Origin of the sequence: Brachybacterium sp. FME24 (genome assembly GCF_014897705.1) — a bacterium.
GTDB lineage: Bacteria > Actinomycetota > Actinomycetes > Actinomycetales > Dermabacteraceae > Brachybacterium.
On record NZ_JABUXV010000004.1, the window covers coordinates 135,451 to 155,353 of the forward strand.

General features: G+C 67.7%; 12 protein-coding genes. 10 read left to right on the plus strand and 2 right to left on the minus strand.

Annotated elements, in window-relative coordinates; genetic code table 11:
- Positions 1-59 precede the first annotated feature (59 nt).
- From dnaE to INT51_RS05780, 4 genes are read left to right on the plus strand one after another with little or no spacing between them, the layout of a single operon-like run.
- The gene (gene dnaE, locus INT51_RS05765) at positions 60-3,620 is read left to right on the plus strand and encodes a DNA polymerase III subunit alpha (protein WP_193104255.1); all 3,561 of its coding nucleotides are present in this window, start codon (positions 60-62) and stop codon (positions 3,618-3,620) included.
- A gap of 1 nt (position 3,621) precedes the next feature.
- The gene (locus INT51_RS05770) at positions 3,622-4,443 is read left to right on the plus strand and encodes an endonuclease/exonuclease/phosphatase family protein (RefSeq protein WP_193104256.1); all 822 of its coding nucleotides are present in this window, start codon (positions 3,622-3,624) and stop codon (positions 4,441-4,443) included.
- 22 nt (positions 4,444-4,465) lie between these two features.
- Complete coding sequence (locus INT51_RS05775) at positions 4,466-5,689, plus strand: acyl-CoA dehydrogenase family protein (protein ID WP_193104257.1); 1,224 nt, start codon at positions 4,466-4,468, stop codon at positions 5,687-5,689.
- Between the two features lie 5 nt (positions 5,690-5,694).
- A complete protein-coding gene (locus tag INT51_RS05780) occupies positions 5,695-6,633 on the plus strand; it encodes an epimerase (RefSeq protein ID WP_193104258.1) in 939 nt (312 codons plus the stop codon).
- Between the two features lie 62 nt (positions 6,634-6,695).
- Here the strand turns inward: INT51_RS05780 and INT51_RS05785 are convergent, their stop codons facing one another.
- Entirely contained in the window at positions 6,696-8,252 is a 1,557-nt protein-coding gene (locus tag INT51_RS05785; protein ID WP_193104259.1) for a flotillin family protein, read from the minus strand.
- A gap of 256 nt (positions 8,253-8,508) precedes the next feature.
- Here INT51_RS05785 and INT51_RS05790 point away from each other — a divergent pair, with 256 nt between their 5' ends.
- Complete coding sequence (locus INT51_RS05790) at positions 8,509-9,915, plus strand: MFS transporter (protein WP_193104260.1); 1,407 nt, start codon at positions 8,509-8,511, stop codon at positions 9,913-9,915.
- A gap of 400 nt (positions 9,916-10,315) precedes the next feature.
- Here the strand turns inward: INT51_RS05790 and pgi are convergent, their stop codons facing one another.
- Positions 10,316-12,010, minus strand: a complete 1,695-nt coding sequence (pgi, locus tag INT51_RS05795; RefSeq protein WP_193104261.1) for a glucose-6-phosphate isomerase — start codon at positions 12,008-12,010, stop codon at positions 10,316-10,318.
- A gap of 217 nt (positions 12,011-12,227) precedes the next feature.
- Here pgi and INT51_RS05800 point away from each other — a divergent pair, with 217 nt between their 5' ends.
- The 5 genes from INT51_RS05800 (at position 12,228) to typA (ending at position 19,902) form a co-directional block, all read left to right on the plus strand.
- The gene (locus INT51_RS05800) at positions 12,228-13,877 is read left to right on the plus strand and encodes an ABC transporter substrate-binding protein (RefSeq protein WP_193104262.1); all 1,650 of its coding nucleotides are present in this window, start codon (positions 12,228-12,230) and stop codon (positions 13,875-13,877) included.
- A gap of 131 nt (positions 13,878-14,008) precedes the next feature.
- Positions 14,009-14,938, plus strand: coding sequence for an ABC transporter permease (locus INT51_RS05805; protein WP_193104263.1), 930 nt, complete (start codon positions 14,009-14,011; stop codon positions 14,936-14,938).
- Complete coding sequence (locus tag INT51_RS05810; protein WP_193104264.1) at positions 14,928-15,890, plus strand: ABC transporter permease; 963 nt, start codon at positions 14,928-14,930, stop codon at positions 15,888-15,890. Before INT51_RS05805 ends, INT51_RS05810 begins: the two co-directional genes overlap by 11 nt.
- Positions 15,890-17,743: an ABC transporter ATP-binding protein gene (locus INT51_RS05815; protein ID WP_226832005.1), complete on the plus strand. Its 1,854-nt coding sequence runs from the start codon at positions 15,890-15,892 to the stop codon at positions 17,741-17,743. The genes INT51_RS05810 and INT51_RS05815 overlap by 1 nt, the downstream gene beginning before the upstream one ends.
- Before the next feature lie 236 nt (positions 17,744-17,979).
- Complete coding sequence (gene typA, locus INT51_RS05820; RefSeq protein ID WP_193104266.1) at positions 17,980-19,902, plus strand: translational GTPase TypA; 1,923 nt, start codon at positions 17,980-17,982, stop codon at positions 19,900-19,902.
- The last annotated feature ends 1 nt before the right edge of the window (position 19,903 follow it).

The window sequence follows — 19,903 nt, forward strand, 5'->3', positions numbered from 1 at the left end:
ACGGCGACGCGACGGTCCCTGAGGCGACGGCCCCGGGCGCGCGTCGCTACCCTGGAAGCATGGCCTCCGATGACTTCGTGCACCTCCACGTCCACACCGATTACTCGCTCCTGGACGGGGCCGCGAAGATCGACAAACTGGTCGACGAGACAGTCCGCCAGGGCCAGAAGGCCGTAGCGATCACGGACCACGGCTACTTGTTCGGGGCCTACGAGTTCTATCGGACGGCGAAGGCAGCGGGCATCAAGCCGATCATCGGCATCGAGGCCTATGTGACCCCGGGGACCAGTCGTCACGATCGCACCCGCGTGCAGTGGGGCACCCGTGAGCAGCAGCTCGCCGGCGACGACGTCTCCGCCCGCGGCGCCTATACGCACCTGACGCTGCTGTCCCGCTCCACCGAGGGGATGCACAACCTGTTCCGGCTGGGCTCGGCCGCGTCCCTGGACGGGCAGATGGGCAAGTGGCCCCGCATGGACCGCGAGATCCTCTCGCAGTATTCCGACGGACTGATCGCCACCTCGGGCTGCCCCTCCGGCGAGGTCCAGGTCCGCCTGCGCCTGGGCCAGTTCGACGAGGCCGTCAAGGCCGCCGGCGAGTATCAGGACATGTTCGGCAAGGACAACTACTTCATCGAGCTGATGGACCACGGCCTGTCCATCGAGAAGCGCGTGACCAAGGACCTGATCGCGGTCTCCCAGGCCGTCGGCGCCCCGTTGGTCGCCACCAACGATCTCCACTACGTCACCGAGCAGGATGCGACGATCCAGGACGTTCTGCTGTGCATCAACTCCGGATCGCGCCTGAACGATCCCGACCGCTTCAAGTTCGGCGGGTCCGGCTACTTCCTGAAGTCCGCCGCGCAGATGCGTGAACTGTTCCGGGAGTTCCCCGAGGCCTGCGACAACACCCTGCGCATCGCCGAGATGTGCGAGGTCGATTTCCGCACCACGGACGACGGCGCGAACTACATGCCCCACTTCCCCACCCCGGCCGGGGAGGACGAGGAGTCCTGGTTCGTCAAGGAGATCCAGCGCGGACTGGAGTACCGCTACCCGGCGGGCATCCCCGATGAGGTCCAGAAGCGCGCCGACTACGAGGTCCGCGTCATCCTGCAGATGGGCTTCCCCGGGTACTTCCTGGTGGTCTCCGACTACATCAAGTGGGCCAAGGAACAGGGCATTCGCGTGGGACCCGGCCGTGGTTCCGGCGCCGGCTCGATGGTTGCGTACGCCATGCGCATCACCGACCTCGACCCCCTCGAGCACGGCCTCCTGTTCGAGCGGTTCCTGAACCCCGACCGCGTCTCCATGCCCGACTTCGACGTCGACTTCGATGATCGCCGCCGCGGCGAGGTCATCGAGTACGTGGAGCGCAAGTACGGCGACGACCGGATCGCGCAGGTCATCACCTACGGCGTCATGAAGACGAAGAACTCCCTCAAGGATGCCGCGCGCGTCCTGGACTACCCGTACGCGATGGGTGACCGCCTGTCCAAGGCGCTCCCGCCCACCGTGATGGGCAAGGACATCTCGATCAAGGGGATCTTCGATCCCGAGGACAAGCGCTACGCGGAGGCGGGGGAGTTCCGCAAGGTCCACGACGAGGATCCCGACGTGCAGAAGGTCGTCGAGATCGCCAAGGGCGTCGAGGGCCTGACCCGCGGCTGGGGTGTCCATGCCTGCGCCGTCATCATGTCCAGCCACCCGCTGGTCGACATCGTCCCGATGATGCGGCGTCCCTCCGACGGCCAGATCATCACGCAGTTCGAGTACCCCACCCTGGAGACCCTCGGCCTGCTGAAGATGGACTTCCTGGGGCTGCGCAACCTCACCGTGCTCTCGGACGCGGTCGAGAACATGGGGCGCAACGGGAAGGAGGTGCTGGACCTCGAGGCCCTCCCGTTCGACGACCAGAAGACCTACGAGCTCCTGCAGCGTGGCGACACCTTGGGCGTGTTCCAGCTGGACGGCTCCGGCATGCGCACCCTGCTGCGACAGATGAAGCCCGACCAGTTCGGGGACATCACCGCCGTCTCCGCCCTGTATCGCCCGGGACCGATGGGCATGAACTCGCACACCAACTACGCGCTGCGCAAGAACGGCCTGCAGGAGATCACGCCGATCCATCCGGAGCTCGAAGAGCCGCTGTCGGAGGTCCTGGGCGAGACCTACGGCGTGATCGTGTACCAGGAGCAGGTCATGAAGACGGCGCAGAAGGTCGCCGGATTCAGTCTCGGACAGGCGGACATCCTGCGCCGCGCCATGGGCAAGAAGAAGAAGGCGGAGCTGGACAAGCAGTACGTCGGCTTCGAGAGCGGGATGACGGAGAACGGGTACTCCGCCGCCGCGGTGAAGGCACTGTGGGACACCCTGCTGCCGTTCTCCGACTACGCCTTCAACAAGTCACATTCGGCCGCCTACGGCGTGATCTCCTACTGGACCGCCTACCTCAAGGCGAACCATCCCACCGAATACATGGCCGCCCTCCTCACCTCCAGCCAGGAGAACCGTGATCGCCTCGGCCTGTACCTGGGTGATTGCCGTCATCGCGGCATCACGGTGCTCCCGCCGGATGTCAACGAGTCCGACCTCTACTTCTCGGCCGTCGGTGACGACATCCGCTTCGGGCTCTCCGCGATCCGCAACGTCGGCGCCCACGTCGTCGAGGAGATCATCGCGACCCGCCAGGAGAAGGGCGCCTTCACCTCCTTCACCGACTTCCTGGACAAGGTGCCGCTGTCGGTGTGCAACAAGCGCACCATCGAGTCCCTCATCAAGGGCGGCGCCTTCGATTCGCTCGGCGCGAACCGCCGCTCCCTCGTGCTCATCCACGAGGACGCGGTCGACTCCGTGGTCGATGTGAAGCGCAAGGAGGCCCAGGGCCAGTACGACCTCTTCGGTGACGTCTTCGGCAGTGCCGGCGGCGACGATGACATCGCCACCGGATCGGCGGCCACCATCGTGATCCCCGACCTGCCCGAGTGGGACCGCAAGGAGAAGCTCGCCTTCGAGCGCAACATGCTGGGCCTGTATGTCTCCGACCACCCCCTGTACGGGCTGGAGCACGTCATCGCCCAGAACTCCTCGACGTCGATCAGTGCGCTGGCCGACGACGGCGCGGTCCAGGACGGCGCCATGGTCACCATCGCCGGGCTCATCACGAGCCTGCAGCGCAAGACCACCAAGAAGGGCGACATGTGGGCGATCGCCACGATCGAGGACCTCGAGGGCTCGATCGACTGCCTCATGTTCCCCTCGACCTATCAGACCGTCGCCACGGAGCTCGCCGAGGATCTCATCGTCTCGATGAAGGGACGCGTGGACACCTCCAAGGGCATGCCGGAGCTGCGGGTCATGGAGATGTCGATCCCGGAGACCGGGGGAGGCCCCGACGGTCCGGTCATCATCGCGCTGCCGGCGATGCGCGCCACCAGCAAGGTCGCCCAGCAGCTGCGCGGGGTGCTCGAGGACAATCCCGGATCCAGCGAGGTGCGATTGCGCTTGCAGGAGCCTGGCCGCACCACCCTCATGCAGCTCGACAAGCGACTCTCCGTCTCCCCATCGGCGGCGCTGTACGCCTCGCTGAAGACACTGCTCGGTCCCAGCTGCCTGCAGTGACATGACACTCACGCTGCGGGTCGCGACGTACAACATCCATCACGGGGCTCGCGGCGACGGCCGGCTGGACCTGCCGCGCATCGCCGGGGCGATCGCCGACCTGCGGGCCGACGTCATCGGCCTGCAGGAGGTCGACGTCGGCTACGGGACGCGCTCGGGTTTCGAGGATCAGGCCGCACGCCTGGCGGAGCTGCTCGGTCTGCGCGGGTGCTTCGGGGCCGCTATCGACCGCCCCCCGGCCGTCGCGGGATCGCGGCGACAGCAGTACGGGCTCGCCCTGCTGACCCAGCACGAGATCACCGCGCACGCGATGCACCTGCTGCCGGGCCATCCGCATCTGGACGCTCTGCGCGAGAGGCGCGGCCTGCTGTCCGTGACGGTCCGCCCGCCCGGGCAGGAGCCGCTGCACGTTCTGGTCACGCACCTGGACCACGAGGAGCGCGGGCACCGCACCGCCCAGGTGCTGCGGATCATCGAGCACGCGGAGACGCTCGACGGCCCCCTGGTGCTGGTGGGCGACATGAACGCGGACCCCTGCGCGCCCGAGCTCGCGCCGCTCGCCGCACGCGGGTGGCGGGAGGCAGCCGGCGAGATCTCCGGGGCCGGACCGCGCTCGCCGCTGATGGCGATGATGACCGCAGCCCTGCCGTGGGCGCGCTCGGCCGGTCGCGCCACCTTCCCCTCACGGCTGCCGCTGCGTCGCATCGACTCGATCTGGGTGCGTGGCGACCTCGAGGCGACCGGGCTGGAGGTGGGCACGTCTCGCGCCTCCGATCACCGGCCCGTGGTGGCGGCGCTCCGGCGGGTCCCGGCCGCGCTCTGATCAGCGCCACTATCGTGGGTCCATGAGCGCTGCTGATCTCGCCACGGACCCTGCGACCTTCCTCCCTGAGGACCTGCTGACCACCTTCCGCGCACGCGCGGCGGTGCACGACCGGGAGAACACCTTCCCCCGCGACGACCTCGCCGACCTCCGCGAGCGCGGCTACCTCCGTCTGCTGGTGCCGAAGGAGCTCGGCGGACTCGGTGCGAGCCTGCTGGAGGCCAGCCGGATCCAACGTCGCCTCGCCCAGGCCGCTCCCGCGACCGCCCTGTCGATGAACATGCATCTGGTGGTGACCGGGGCTGCGCTGCATGGCCACCGGCTCGGCGTCGGAGCCGTGCGCACGATCCTCGAGACCGCCGCCGCCGGGAATCTGTTCGCCTTCGGGATCTCCGAGGCCGGCAACGACGCGATGCTCTTCGACTCGTCCACCCGTGCCGAGCCCACCCGGGCCGGCGGCTATCGGGTCACCGGCACCAAGATCTTCACCTCCCTCGCCCCGGTCTGGGACCGCCTGGTGGTCCACGGCAGGGTCGTGGACGCTGCCGAGAAGGATCCGCGCCTGGTGTTCGGGGTGCTCGAGCGCACCGCCGCGGTCGAGACCCTCGACGACTGGGACACCCACGGCATGCGTGCCTCCCAGTCCCGCACCACCCGCCTGCACGAGGCCCAGATCGCTGCCCAGCAGGTCCTGACCCACACGCCCGTCGGCCCGAACCCCGATCCCTTCGTGATGGGCATCTTCGGGGCCTTCGAACTGCTGATCGCCTCCGTCTACACCGGCATCGCCGAACGGGCGATCACGCTCGGCACGGACATCGCGACCACCCGTCGCAGCCTCGCTACGGGCATCGTCCACGCCGACGACCCCGATATCCGGCGGCATCTGGCCGCGGCGGCGATCGGCGTCGACGGCGCCGTCCTGCAGCTGGAGAAGGTTCTGTCCGACTTCGACGCGCTGGGACAGGGATCCGGCGGTCCCGGCGACACCGACCACGGTCCGCGCTGGTTCCTGCACTTCTCCGGAGTGAAGTTCCGCGCCACCGAGGCCGCCATCGCCGCCGTGGACCAGGTGCTGCGCGCCGGCGGCGGTTCCCAGTACTTCCGCCGCAGCGAGCTCGAGCGGCTCTCGCGCGACGTGCGCGCCGGGATGTACCACCCCTCGACCGCGGAGTCGGTGCACGCCTCGTACGCGAAGGCCCAGCTCGGCGAGATCGGCGCGGCGCGCATCCCGCAGGAGCGCTGAGAGCGATGAAGATCGTCATTGCCGGCGGTTCCGGAACCCTCGGCCGCGCGCTCACCACAGCGCTGCGGGACCGCGACCACGAAGTCGTGATCCTCACCCGCTCCCCGCGACCTGAACCCGCGCGAGGCGGCGCCCGGGACGTGCCCTGGGATGCCCGCACCGCGGGGAGCTGGACCACCGAGCTCACCGGTGCTGACGTCGCGGTGGTGAACCTCGCCGGGCGCCTGGTCGACGCGCGACCCACCCCGGCGAACATCGCCGACCTGACTCGCTCCCGGGTCGAGGCCACAGCGGCTCTGGTGGAGGCGAGCCGGCACCTGGATCGGCCGCTCGCACGGTGGGTGCAGGCCTCGACCACCGCGATCTGGTCCGATGCGGGGGAGAAGCACCTCGACGAGGACAGCCCGATCCCCGTCGGGCTCCCGCAGATGACAGGCGTCGCCGAGCGCTGGGAGCGTTCCCTCGACGGGGCGCACGCGAGCCGGCAGATCATCCTGCGCACCGGCGTGGTGCTGGAGTCGAACACGCTGGCCCTGGACCGTCTGCTGCTCCTGGCCCGCTGCGGACTGGGAGGCCCGGTCGGTACCGGACGTCAGTGGGTCAGCTGGATCCACGTCGAGGACTGGGTGCGGATCGTGCTGGCCGCCCTCGGGCTGGAACGGCCGCAGATCCCTTCAGGGATCGTGGTCGCCTCGGCCCCGCATCCGGTGCGCAATGCCGAGTTGATGCGGACGCTGCGTCGCGCGGTGGGCCGCCCGCTCGGGCTGCCCACCCCGGCTCCCGTGCTCCGGCTCGGCGCGATGCTGCTGCGCACCGACCCCGACCTCGGCCTGACCGGTCGATACGCCACCTCGACGGTGCTGGAACAGCTCGACTTCGAGTTCCACCATCCACGACTCGAGGGCGCGGTCGCGGCGCTGCTGTCGCCGTCCCCCTCGCCATGACGATCGCCCCGGCCCTTCCAGAACGGAAGGACCGGGGCGATCGTGGTGAACCTGATGAGGAATCAGGCGTCCTCGGAGGTCTCCGGGACCGGAGCGGTCTCGTCGGCCTGCTCCGGGACGGGAGTGGTCTCCTCGGCCTGCTCGCGCACCACACGGCCGCCGTCGGCAGCACGCTGGAGCGTGTCCTGGAAGTCCACACCGGTGGTGGACTTGACCATGTCGAGCACCTGGGCCAGACCCAGCGAGATGTTCTGGCCGATCTTGGCCTCGCCGTCGGTGGAGAAGACCGACAGGTTGGAGATGTTCGAGTACGGCGCAGCCAGCTCATTGGCGACGGACGGCAGCACCTCGAGCACCTGGGCAAGCACCGCGGCGTCGTTGAACTGCTTGTACGCCTCGGCGCGGGCACGCGTGGTGTCCGCCTCGGCATCGCCCTTGGCGCGGATCGCTGCGCCCTCGGCCTCACCCGTGGCTCGCATCGAGTCGGCGGCGGCCTGCCCCTCGAGACGGACCGCTTCGGCGTCCTTGGAACGCCGCTGCAGCTCGACCTCGGCCTCGGCCCGACCGCGGGCCTCGATGGCGTGGGCCTCCGCATCTGCGGTGACCTTCCGGGAGTCGGCGCGGTTGCGCTCGTCGGCCAGCTGGGCCTCCGACTCCGCGATGTGGGCGTACTTCTTGGAGTCCGCATCCTGCTGCTCGGCGTAGCGCTTCGCCTCGGCCGGCTTATGGACCTCGGCGATCAGCTCCTTCTCGCGCAGGTCGTTGTTGCGAACCGCGATGAGCTCTTCCTGCTCGATGATCCGCTGCTGCTGGGCCGCACGGGACAGCGGGCCGGAGGCGTCGGCGACGGCCTGACGCGCATCCGTCTCCTCCTTGATCTCCGCGTTGCGCAGATCGAAGGTCTGCTTCGACTCCGCCTCCTGCTGGAGGTTGAGGTTCTTCGCCTGCGTGGATTCACGGTTCGCGTCCGACTCGGCGATCGCGGCGCGCTTGGCAACCAGCGCGGCCTCGGGCCGGCCCCAGTCGCGCAGGTACGAGCCGTCGTCCTCGATGGCGGAGATCTGGAAGGTGTCGATGACCAGGCCCTGGTTGTTCATCGAGTGCTCGGATTCGGCCTGCACCTGCGAGGCGAAGGACGCACGGTCGCGGATGATCTGCTCGACGCTGAGGGTTCCCACCACGGCGCGCAGGGTGCCGGAGAGGATCTCCTGGGTGTAGTGGTCGATCTGCTGCTGCTGATCGAGGAAGCGCTGGGACGCCTTGCGGACGTCCTCGATGTTGCCGCCGACCTTCACCTGCGCCACCCCGCGCAGACGCAGGAAGATGCCGTTCATCGAATAGCCGTCGACCTCGACCGGGATCTGGCGTGAGCTCAGGCTCAGCACGAAGGCCCGGTCGAAGATCGGGCGCACTATAGCGCGGCCACCGATGATCACCCGGGCGCTGCCGGACTCGAGATCGATATCGCCGGTGGGGGTGGTCTTCGCGTTGCGGCCGGTGATGATCAGCGCCTCGTTGGGCGCGGCGATCCGGTAGCTGCGCACCAGCACCAGCAGCGCGATCAGCAGGATGACGACGATCACCGCGACGCCGACGATAATGGGTATGAGTGCTTCCATGGGGTCCCCTCAGTCTGTGGAAAGCGTGCTATCCCCATCCTGTCATCGGAAACCGGTTGGCGCTCCGTCGTCCCGGCAGGGGAGACCGCCTTGTGATCTGTGGCCAGGCGCCGGATCCCCACGCGCCATCAGATCGCGCTGGTGGTGGAGGTGCCGAGAAGGAGCAGCATCGGAGTGACCCGCCAAACCGCCCCGATAGTCTCACAATGCGTACAGTGCGTCCGAATGTCGGGATCGCGGGTCTAGGGTCACGCCCGTGAATACCACGCAGACTCCACCCAGCCCGGCCGGTTCGGCGCCCGCCGCCGCGCCCGCGAACACCCGCGGGCGCGTGATCACCGCCTCGATGGTCGGCACCACGATCGAGTTCTTCGATTTCTATGCCTACGCGACGGCGGCCTCGCTGGTCTTCCCAGCGCTCTTCTTCCCCACGCAGACCCCGGCCAACCAGCTGCTGAGCTCTTTCGCGATCTTCGGCGTCGCTTTCGTCGCCCGCCCCCTGGGCTCGCTGATCTTCGGCCACTTCGGCGATCGAGTCGGCCGCAAGAACACTCTCGTCGCCAGCCTCCTGGTGATGGGCATCGCGACGTTCCTCATCGGCGTCCTGCCTGCTGCCTCGACCCCCGGCTTCACCGTTCTCGCCCCGGCGATCCTGGTGCTGCTGCGTTTCTGCCAGGGCATCGGCCTGGGCGGGGAGTGGTCCGGCGCCGCACTGCTGGCGACGGAGAACGCCCCGCCCGGCAAGCGCGCCCTGTACGGCACCTTCCCGCAGCTCGGCGCCCCGATCGGGTTCATCCTGTCGAACCTGCTGTTCGTCGTCCTGAGCCTGCAGCTGAGCGATGCACAGTTCATGGCCTGGGGATGGCGCCTGCCCTTCCTGCTGTCCTCCATCCTCGTCATCGTCGGCCTCTGGGTGCGCCTGAAGCTGATGGAGAGCCCCGCTTTCCAGAAGGTCATCGACGAGGAGCGCGTGGCCGCGGTCCCGATCGCCCGCGTGTTCCGCACGGCCTGGAAACCCCTGATCCTCGCGACCATCGCGATGGTCGCGACCTATGTGCTCTTCTACCTGATGACGGCCTTCCTCATGGTGGTCGGCACCACCGCTGCCGACGAGGAGACTGCGCGCGCCGCCGCCGAGGCGGCCGGCAAGCCCTTCGACGCCGCCGGGTTCGCGCCCGGGCTCGGCTTCGACCGACCTCAGTTCCTGACCATGCTGATCATCGGCGTCGTGTTCTTCGGGATCTTCACCCTGGTCTCCGGTCCGCTGGCCGATCGCCTGGGCCGTCGCAAGCTGCTGGTGGCGGTCACCCTCGCCATCGGGGTGTTCGGGCTGGCGATCGAGCCGCTCATGCGGGCCGGCACCGTCGGTGTCATGGCTGCGCTGATCCTCGGCTTCACGCTGATGGGCCTGACGTTCGGACCGATGGCCGCGTTCCTGCCGGAGATGTTCCGCGCCGACGTGCGCTACACCGGCAGTGCGGTCAGCTACAACATGGCCTCCGTCATCGGCGCGGCCCCCGCGCCCTACGCGATGATCGCCCTGTGGCAGCTGCTGGACGGCCCGCTGTGGCTGGTCGGCGGCTACCTGACCCTCGCCGCGATCATCACCCTGGTGGCCCTGCTGATCGGCAAGGAGACCCGCGAGGTCGACTACCTGGCCTGATCGACGTGCTGCGAGGGACGAGCGGTAGGAGATCAGGTGGGGTTATGCAGCCTGATCGACGTGCTGCGAGGGACGAGCGGTAGGAGATCAGGTGGGGTTATGCAGCCTGATCGACGTGCTGCGAGGGACGAGCGGTAGGAGATCAGGTGGGGTTATGCAGCCTGATCGACGTGCTGCGAGGGACGAGCGGTAGGAGATCAGGTGGGGTTATGCAGCCTGATCGACGTGCTGCGAGGGACGAGCGGTAGGAGATCAGGTGGGGTTATGCAGCCTGATCGACGTGCTGCGAGGGACGAGCGGTAGGAGATCAGGAGGGGCTGCATCCCCTGACCTGGTTGCTGACAGACGGCGAGGGCGCCCACGGAGACTCCGTGGGCGCCCTCGTCGACTGTGGCGAGGATCAGCCCTCGCGGTGCTCGCGGTAGTAGCGGATCAGCGCCGCGGTCGAGGAATCCTCGCCGGTGATGGCCGCGTCGTCGCCCGCGACCGCACCGGCCAGGTCCTTGGCGAGCTGCTTGCCGAGCTCCACCCCCCACTGGTCGAAGGAGTTGATGCCCCACACGACGCCCTGCACGAAGGTGATGTGCTCGTACAGTGCGATCAGCTGACCCAGCACGGACGCCGTCAACTTCGGGGCCATGATCGACGTCGTGGGGCGGTCCCCGGAGAACTCGCGGGCCGCGACCAGGGCGCCCTCGGTTCCCTCGGCGCGCACCTCGTCGGCGGTCTTGCCGAAGGCCAGCGCCTTGGTCTGGGCGAAGAAGTTCGCCAGGAACAGCTCGTGCACGTCCTGCTCGCCGTCGACCAGCGCGTGGTTCGGGGTGGCGAAGGCGATGAAGTCCGCCGGGACCACGCGCGTGCCCTGGTGGATGAGCTGGTAGAAGGCGTGCTGCCCGTTCGTGCCGGGCTCGCCCCAGAACACCTCGCCGGTCTCCGTGGTGGCGAGCGATCCGTCCCAGCGCACGGACTTGCCGTTGGATTCCATGGTCAGCTGCTGGAGGTAGGCCGGGAAGCGATGCAGGTACTGGGAGTAGGGGAGCACCGCGTGGGTCTCCGCCTCCAGGAAGTTCACGTTCCACACGTTGAGCAGGCCCATGAGCAGCGGGACGTTCTGCTCGGCCGGGGCGGTGCGGAAGTGCTCGTCCATCGCGTGGAACCCGGCCAGCAGCTCCTCGAAGACGTCCGGGCCCAGCACGGTCGCCAGCACGGTGCCGATGGCGGAGTCGACGCTGTAGCGCCCGCCCACCCAGTCCCAGAAGCCGAAGGTGTTCTTCGGATCGATGCCGAAGGCCTCGACCTTGTCCAGCGCGGTGGAGACGGCCACGAAGTGCCTGGCCACGGCTTCCTTCTCCTGTTCGACCGTGAGGCCCGCGTTCTCGCGCAGTCCGGTCAGCAGCCACTCGCGCACCAGGCGTGCGTTGGTGAGGGTCTCCTGCGTGGTGAAAGTCTTCGACGCGACGATGACCAGGGTGGTCTCGGGGTCGAGGTCCTTCGTAGTCGCATACGCGTCGGTGGGGTCGATGTTCGAGATGAACCGGGCCTCGAGGCCGTCCTGCGCCAGCGACATCAGGGCCTCGTAGATCATCACAGGGCCGAGGTCGCTGCCGCCGATCCCGATGTTCACCACGGTCTCGATGCGCTTCCCGGTCATGCCCGTCCACTCGCCCGAGCGCACGGAGTCCGCGAAGTCGTAGACGCGCTGCAGGGTCTCCTGGACGTCCTCGTCGATGCTCTGGCCGTCGACTTCGAGGGTGGGGGTGGCGTCGGCGGGGCGACGCAGCGCGGTGTGCAGCACGGCACGATCCTCGGTGGTGTTGATATGGGTGCCGGCGAACATGGCGTCGCGGCGCTCCTGGACGCCGACCTCGCGGGCGAGCTGCTGCAGCAGTTCCACCGTCTCTGCGGTCACGAGGTTCTTCGACAGATCCACGCGGAGATCGGCGGCGTCGAAGCTGAAGCGGTCCGCGCGCTGCGGATCGGTGTCGAACCACTCGCGCAGCGAGCCGTTCAGCTCGAGGTTGTGTGCCTCGAGGGAACCCCACGCATCCGTGGAGGTGGGATCGACGGGGGCGGAGGACGAAGTCGGAGCAGTCATACGGCTATTGAACACCCCACAGATGAAGGATGTGTGAAGGATGTCCTTCCCGGTCAGGCCGGTGCGGACGGAGCCCGGGAGTTGATTGACAAAGAGGCGAGACCGATTTGTGACCGACTGATGGATAGTTGTTGACACGCGAGGGTGCAGACTGAGGGGCACGTCGTGCGCAACGGAGCGCGACGAATCCAGCCCGCGTCATTCCTCAGGAGACCCCATGGCCATTTCGCGACGATCCATGATGCTCGGCACCGCTGCCGGCAGTGCCGCTGCCATCACCCTCGCCGCCTGCTCCGGCGGCGATGGCGGAGCCGGTGGCGGCAGCGACAGCGGCGGCGGCACCGGCGAGCCCATCCTCGCCAATGGCACCGAGCCCGAGAACCCGCTGGTCCCCACCAATACCAGCGAAGTGGGAGGCGGGCGCATCATCACGTCGGTCTTCTCCGGTCTGGTGTACTACACGGCCGACGGCAAGGTCGAGAACGAGGTCGCGGAGTCCATCGAGTCCGAGGACAGCCAGAACTGGACCATCACGATCCGCGAGGGTCTGACGTTCTCCGACGGCACCGCACTGACCGCGCAGAACTTCGTCGACGCCTGGAACTTCGGCGCGAACACCGCGAACGCGCAGAAGAGCCAGTCCTTCTTCCAGCCCATCGAGGGCTTCGACGAGGTCGCCGCCGACGATGCGACCGCCGATCTGACGCTCTCCGGCCTGGAAGTCGTCGACGACACGAGCTTCACCGTCAAGCTGGTCTCCACCCAGGCCGACTTCTCCTCCCGCCTCGGCTACTCCGCGTACTCCCCGCTGCCGCCCTCGGCCTTCGACGACATCGACGCCTTCGGTGAGGCCCCCATCGGCAACGGCCCGTACATGGTCGAGTCCTGGGCCCACGACTCCGAGATCGTGCTGGTCCCGAACCCGGAGTACGACGGCCCGCGTGCCGCCCAGAACGCCGGCGTCACGTTCGTCGTCTATGCCGATGAGGAGACGCTGTACAACGACATGCTCTCCGGCAACGTCGACGTCTCCGACATCATCGCCACCTCCGCACTGTCGACCTTCGAGGACGAGCTCGGCGAGCGTGCCGTCAACGCTCCGGGCGCCGTGTTCCAGTCCTTCACCATCCCGCAGGATGATCCGGACTTCTCCGGAGAGGCAGGCAAGATCCGCCGCCAGGCGCTCTCGTATGCGATCGATCGCACGGCGATCTGCGACTCGCTGTTCTACGGCACCCGCACCCCGGCGACCGACTTCGTCGCGCCCGTGATCGACGGCGGTGGCGCCACCGACATCGCTGGGTCCGAGGTCCTCGAATTCGACGAGACCAAGGCCAAGGAGCTGTGGGCGGAGGCGGAGGCCATTGAGCCCTTCAAGGGCCCCTTCAGCCTGGCCTACAACGCGGACTCCCCGCACAAGGACTGGGTCGAGGCCGTGTGCAACTCGGTCAAGAACACCCTCGGCATCGAGGCCACGCCGAATCCGTTCCCGGCCTTCGGCGAGTTCCGCGAGCAGATCACGGCGCGCACGATGGAGGGTGCCTTCCGCTCCGGCTGGCAGGCGGACTACCCCTCGGTCTATAACTTCCTGGGCCCGCTGTACTCGTCGGCTGCTGCGGACGGCAACGGCAGCAACGACGGCGACTACAAGAACCCGGAGTTCGACGACCTGCTGAAGGAGGGCCTGGCCGCACCGGACATCGATGCTGCGAACGAGAAGTTCCACGCCGCAGAGGCGATCCTGATGGAGGATCTGCCGGCCTTCCCGCTGTGGTACCAGAACACCTTCGGCGGCTACTCCGATCTGGTCTCGAACGTGGAGTACGGCTGGGACACCGTCCCGCTGTACTACGCGATCACCAAGTGATCCTCTGATCTTGCCCTCCGGCGGGAGGCGGCCCTGGTGCCGCCTCCCGCCGTCGCACGTCCGTCTGCCGGGGCCACGGATGTGCGCCGCTCCGTCCTCGCCCCGTGCTCCCACAACCGAAGGTGACCGACGTGATCTGGTACATCGGGCGGCGACTGCTGCAGATGATCCCCGTCTTCCTCGGCGCCACCCTCATCGTCTATCTGATGGCTTTCGTCTCCTCCGGCGACCCCATCGCGGCGATTGCGGGTGACAAGCCGATCTCCCAAGCCGTGCAGGACAAGCTGCGCGCGCAGTACAACCTCGACGAGCCCGTCCTCATGCAATGGCTGATCTACCTGGGCAATCTATTCCAGGGGGACTTCGGCATCGGCTTCAACGGTCGACCGATCATGGATCAGATCAAGCTGGCGTTCCCCGTGACATTCCGGCTCGCCATCATCGCCATCGTGATCGAGACGATCTTCGGTGTGATCGCCGGAGTCATCGCGGGCCTGAAGAAGGGGACGCTGATCGACACGACGCTGTTGATGGTGTCCCTGCTGGTGATCGCGGTGCCGACCTTCGTCATCGGCTTCCTCGCCCAGTTCGTGCTCGGCGTGCAGCTGGGAATCGCACCGGTCAACGTCGGCCGGGACCCCTCGTGGCAGAACCTGCTGGTACCCGGAGCGGTGCTCGGAGCAGTGTCCTTCGCCTACGTGCTGCGCCTGACCCGTACCTCCATCGCCGAGGTCGCGACCGCGGATCACGTGCGCACCGCGACGGCCAAGGGCCTTTCCCGGGGCGGCGTCATCTCCAAGCACATCCTGCGCAACTCGCTGATCCCCGTCGTCACCTTCATCGGCGCCGACCTCGGCGCCCTGATGGGCGGCGCCATCGTCACCGAGGGCATCTTCAACGTCAGCGGCATCGGCTCCCTGCTGTTCCGTGCCATCAATGACGGCGAGAGCCCGATGATCGTGTCCTTGGTGACGCTGCTGGTCATCATCTTCCTGATCGCCAACCTGACCGTGGACCTGCTCTACGCCGTGCTCGACCCGAGGATCCGTTATGCGAAGTGACCCACGCACTGCCCGATCTGTTCGCCCTGCGGCGGAACATGTCGTCGCCTCGCTGGACGAGACTCCGCTGCAGGCCGTCGATGCCGTCGACACCACGACCGCACCTCGCTCGATGTGGTCCGAGGCCTGGCACAGTCTGATCCGCAACCCGGTCTTCCTGATCTCCGCAGCGCTGATCGTGGTCATCCTGTTCATCGCCGCGTTCCCCGGGCTCCTGACCAACCAGGATCCGAACTACGCCAAGATCACGCAGGCCAACCAGCCTCCGAGCGCCGAGCACCCCTTCGGAACCACTCGTCTGGGGTACGACGTCCTGGCCCGGGTCCTGTACGGCACCCGGACGTCGGTGATGGTCGGCTTCTTCACGATGCTCCTGGCCACTCTCATCGGCGGAGTCGTCGGTGCACTGGCTGGCTACGTCGGAGGCATCTTCGACGCGGTCCTGTCCCGCATCACCGACATCTTCTTCGCGATCCCGCTGATCCTCGGAGCGATCGTCATCGCTAACCGGGTGGACGCCCTGAACGTCTGGATCGTGATCCTGGTCCTCGGGGTGTTCGGCTGGACCAACATCGCCCGCATCATGCGCGGCTCAGTGATCTCGGTGAAGAACGAGGACTTCGTGACCGCGTCGACGGCGCTGGGCGCGAACCCGGTGACCAACCTCGTCAAGCACGTGGTGCCCAACGCGATCGCCCCGGTGATCGTCACTGCGACGGTGAATCTCGGGGTGTACATCGTCGCCGAGGCGACGCTGTCCTTCCTCGGCCTGGGCCTTCCGAGCTCCTCGGTCTCCTGGGGCGGGGACATCTCCGATGCCCGGCCCGCGCTGCGCACGCAGCCGATGATGCTGTTCTACCCCTCGATGGCGCTCGCGATCACCGTGCTGAGCTTCATCATGCTCGGCGACGCGGTGCGCGACGCCCTCGATCCGAAGGCGAGGAAGCGATGATGGCCTCCACGAACGACACGGCGACCAACGAGCCGCTGCTGGAGATCTCCGATCTCGAGATCACCTTCGCCACCACCAACGGGCCGGTGCGAGCAGTGCGCGGTGCGAATCTGTCGGTGTACCCGGGCGAGACGGTCGCGATCGTCGGTGAGTCGGGCTCCGGCAAGTCCACCACAGCGATGAGCATCGCGCGCCTGCTGCCGGAGAACGGCAAGGTCACCGGTGGCAGCATCCGGTTCGGAGGAAAGGACATCACCTCCGTGCCCACTCGCGAGATCCTTGCGCTGCGTGGAAACGAGATCGGCCTGGTCCCGCAGGATCCCATGAGCAACCTCAATCCGATGTGGAAAGTCGGAACCCAGATCAAAGAGGCGCTGACCGCCAACGGCATGGCACGGGGCGCGAAAGCGCGCTCGCGCGCCGTGGAGCTGCTCGAAGAGGCCGGACTGCCCGACGCGAGCCGCCGGGCGAACCAGTACCCGCACGAGTTCTCCGGAGGCATGAAGCAGCGCGCGCTGATCGCGATGGGCCTGGCGGCGCGTCCCCGACTGCTGATCGCCGATGAACCCACCAGCGCGCTCGATGTCACCGTCCAGCAGCAGATCCTCGACCACCTCGACACGCTCACCGCGGACCTCGGAGTAGCGGTACTGCTGATCACGCACGACCTGGGACTGGCGGCCGAGCGCGCACAGCACCTGGTCGTCATGTACAAGGGCCAGATCGTCGAGTCCGGCCCGGCGATCGACCTGCTGCAGAATCCTCAGCATCCGTACACCCAGCGCCTCATCAGCGCCGCGCCGTCGCTGGCTTCGCGCCGTCTGGTCTCCGGAACCAAGCGGGCCGAGGTGCGCGAGCATGCGCACGAGCATCTGCAGCCCGCGGAGTCTGCCGGTGACCGCACCGCTCCGGAGTTCGGGGACGCGGAGGCGAACCTCGACGCCGTGATCCAGGTCCAGGAGCTCACCAAGGAGTTCCCGATCCGCGGCGCGGTGCCGTGGAAGTCGATGCCCTTTACGGCGGTCGACCACGTCTCCTTCGAGATCGAGCGCGGCACCACCACGGCGATCGTGGGGGAGTCCGGCTCCGGCAAGTCCACCGTCGCGCAGATGGTCCTCAAGCTGCTCCAGCCCACCTCGGGCCGGGTGCTCTTCGAGGGCAAGGACGTCACGACCTACCGGGGCAAGGAGCTGAAGGATCTGCGCCGGCGGGTGCAGCCGATCTTCCAGAACCCCTACGGGACCCTCGATCCGATGTACTCGATCTACAGCACGATCGAGGAGCCGCTGCGTCTGCACGGCATCGGGGATGCGAAGAGCCGTGAGGCGAAGGTCCGTGATCTGCTGGACAAGGTCGCTCTCCCCGCGGAGATGATGCGCCGCTATCCCAATGAGCTCTCGGGCGGGCAGCGCCAGCGCATCGCCATCGCCCGCGCACTGGCGCTGGATCCCGAGGTCGTGATCTGCGACGAGGCCGTCTCCGCCCTGGACGTGCTCGTCCAGGCCCAGGTTCTCGAGCTGCTCAATGATCTGCAGGGCGAGCTCGGCCTGTCCTACCTCTTCATCACCCACGACCTCGCCGTGGTCCGGCAGATCGCCGACCGCACCCTGGTCATGGAGAAGGGGAAGGTCGTCGAGCAGGGCACCACCGACGAGGTGTTCCACTCCCCGCAGCAGGATTACACCAAGCGGCTGCTCGCCGCGATCCCGGGCGGCGCGATCCCGCTGGCGGGTTCGGAGACCATCGACGTGCAGGCCCCGCCGGTCGCGGATGAGGACGATCCGATGCCCACCGACGGCCCGTCGCAGACCGATGGCCCCGTGGACCCGTTCTCCCGCGCAGAACGCGCCTGAGCGCGAGCCGAGGAGCAGCAGGACCCCGACCGCGCCCGGTTCGAGAGATCGGACCGGGCGCGGTGCGCTGTGGCGAGGATCGCCCAGAAGGGCGTCGAAGGTCTCACCTCTGACCCCGTGTGACTTCCGTGCTGGCCAGATACACTCGCCAGGGCCCTGGAGCGGGCCGCACCCACGTGCGGCCGGGCGCTGCTCGGCCCTCGCCCCGCAGTGCAACCTGAAACGAGCAACCGCGTATGACACTCCGCCTCCGCACCGACCTGCGAAACGTCGCCATCGTCGCCCACGTCGACCATGGCAAGACCACTCTCGTCGACGCCATGCTCACTCAGGGTGGCGCCTTCAGCGACCACGACAAGCACGGCGAGCGGGCCATGGACTCGGGCGAGCTGGAGCGCGAGAAGGGCATCACGATCCTCGCGAAGAACACGGCGATCCGGTACGTCGGACCGTCCGCCGCCGAGGCCGGTGAGAGCGATGGCATCACCATCAACGTCATCGACACCCCCGGCCACGCCGACTTCGGCGGCGAGGTCGAGCGCGGCCTGTCGATGGTCGACGGCGTCGTGCTGCTGGTGGACGCCTCCGAGGGCCCGCTGCCGCAGACCCGCTTCGTGCTGCGCAAGGCCCTGGCCGCGAAGCTTCCCGTGATCCTCGTGGTCAACAAGGTCGACCGTCCCGACGCGCGCATCGAGGCAGTCGTCGGTGAAGCCACCGACCTGCTGCTGGGCCTGGCATCGGACCTCGCCGAGGAGATGCCCGACATCGACCTCGATGCGGTGCTCGACGTGCCCGTCGTCTACGCCTCCGGCAAGGCCGGCCGCGCCTCGATCACCAAGCCCGAGGACGGCACCCTCCCCGAGGACGAGACCGTGGAGCCGCTGTTCAAGACGATCCTCGACTCGATCCCCGCGCCGAGCTACGACGACGAGGTGCCCCTGCAGGCCCACGTCACCAACCTCGACGCGTCCCCGTTCCTCGGCCGCCTCGCGCTGCTGCGCATCAAGAACGGTGAGCTGAGCAAGGGCCAGCAGGTCGCCTGGTGCACGACGGACGGCACCACCAAGCAGGTGAAGATCACCGAGCTGCTCGAGACCAAGGGCCTCTCCCGCGAGCCCATGACCCGCACCGCGCTTCCCGGTGACATCGTCGCCGTGGCCGGCATCCCGGAGATCATGATCGGTGAGACCCTCGCCGATCTCGCGGATCCGCGCCCGCTGCCGCTGATCACCATCGATGATCCCGCGATCTCGATGACCATCGGCATCAACACCTCCCCGCTGGCCGGCAAGAACGGCAAGGGCCACAAGCTCACCGCTCGTCAGGTCAAGGACCGTCTCGACCAGGAGCTGGTCGGCAACGTGTCCCTGAAGGTGCTGCCCACCGAGCGTCCCGACGCCTGGGAGGTCCAGGGCCGCGGCGAGCTGGCGCTGTCGATCCTGGTCGAGCAGATGCGTCGTGAGGGCTTCGAGCTCACCGTCGGCAAGCCGAAGGTGCTCACCCGCGAGATCGACGGCAAGGTCCACGAGCCCGTCGAGCGCATGACCGTCGACGTGCCCGAGGAGTACCTCGGCACCGTCACGCAGCTGATGGCAGGCCGCAAGGGCCGGATGGAGACCATGAGCAACCACGGCTCCGGCTGGGTGCGTATGGAGTTCATCGTGCCCTCGCGCGGCCTGATCGGTTTCCGCACCCGGTTCATGACCGAGACCCGCGGCAACGGCATCGCGTCCTCCTACGCCGACGGCTTCGAGCCGTGGATGGGGAACATCGAATTCCGTGCCAGCGGCTCGCTGGTCGCCGATCGCGCCGGCACCGTCACGCCGTTCGCGATGATCAACCTCCAGGAGCGCGGCTCCTTCTTCGTCGAGCCGACCAGCGAGGTCTATGCCGGTCAGATCGTCGGCGAGAACTCGCGCAACGAGGACATGGACGTGAACATCACGAAGGAGAAGAAGCTGACGAACATGCGCGCAGCCTCCTCCGATTCCTTCGAGAACCTCGTGCCGCCGCGCCGGTTGACCCTCGAGGAGTCCCTCGAGTTCACCAACGAGGACGAGTGCGTCGAGGTCACCCCCGCGGTCGTGCGCATCCGCAAGGTCATCCTGGATGCCAACGAGCGCAACCGCGCGCGGTCGAAGGCCAAGTCCGGGAAGTGAG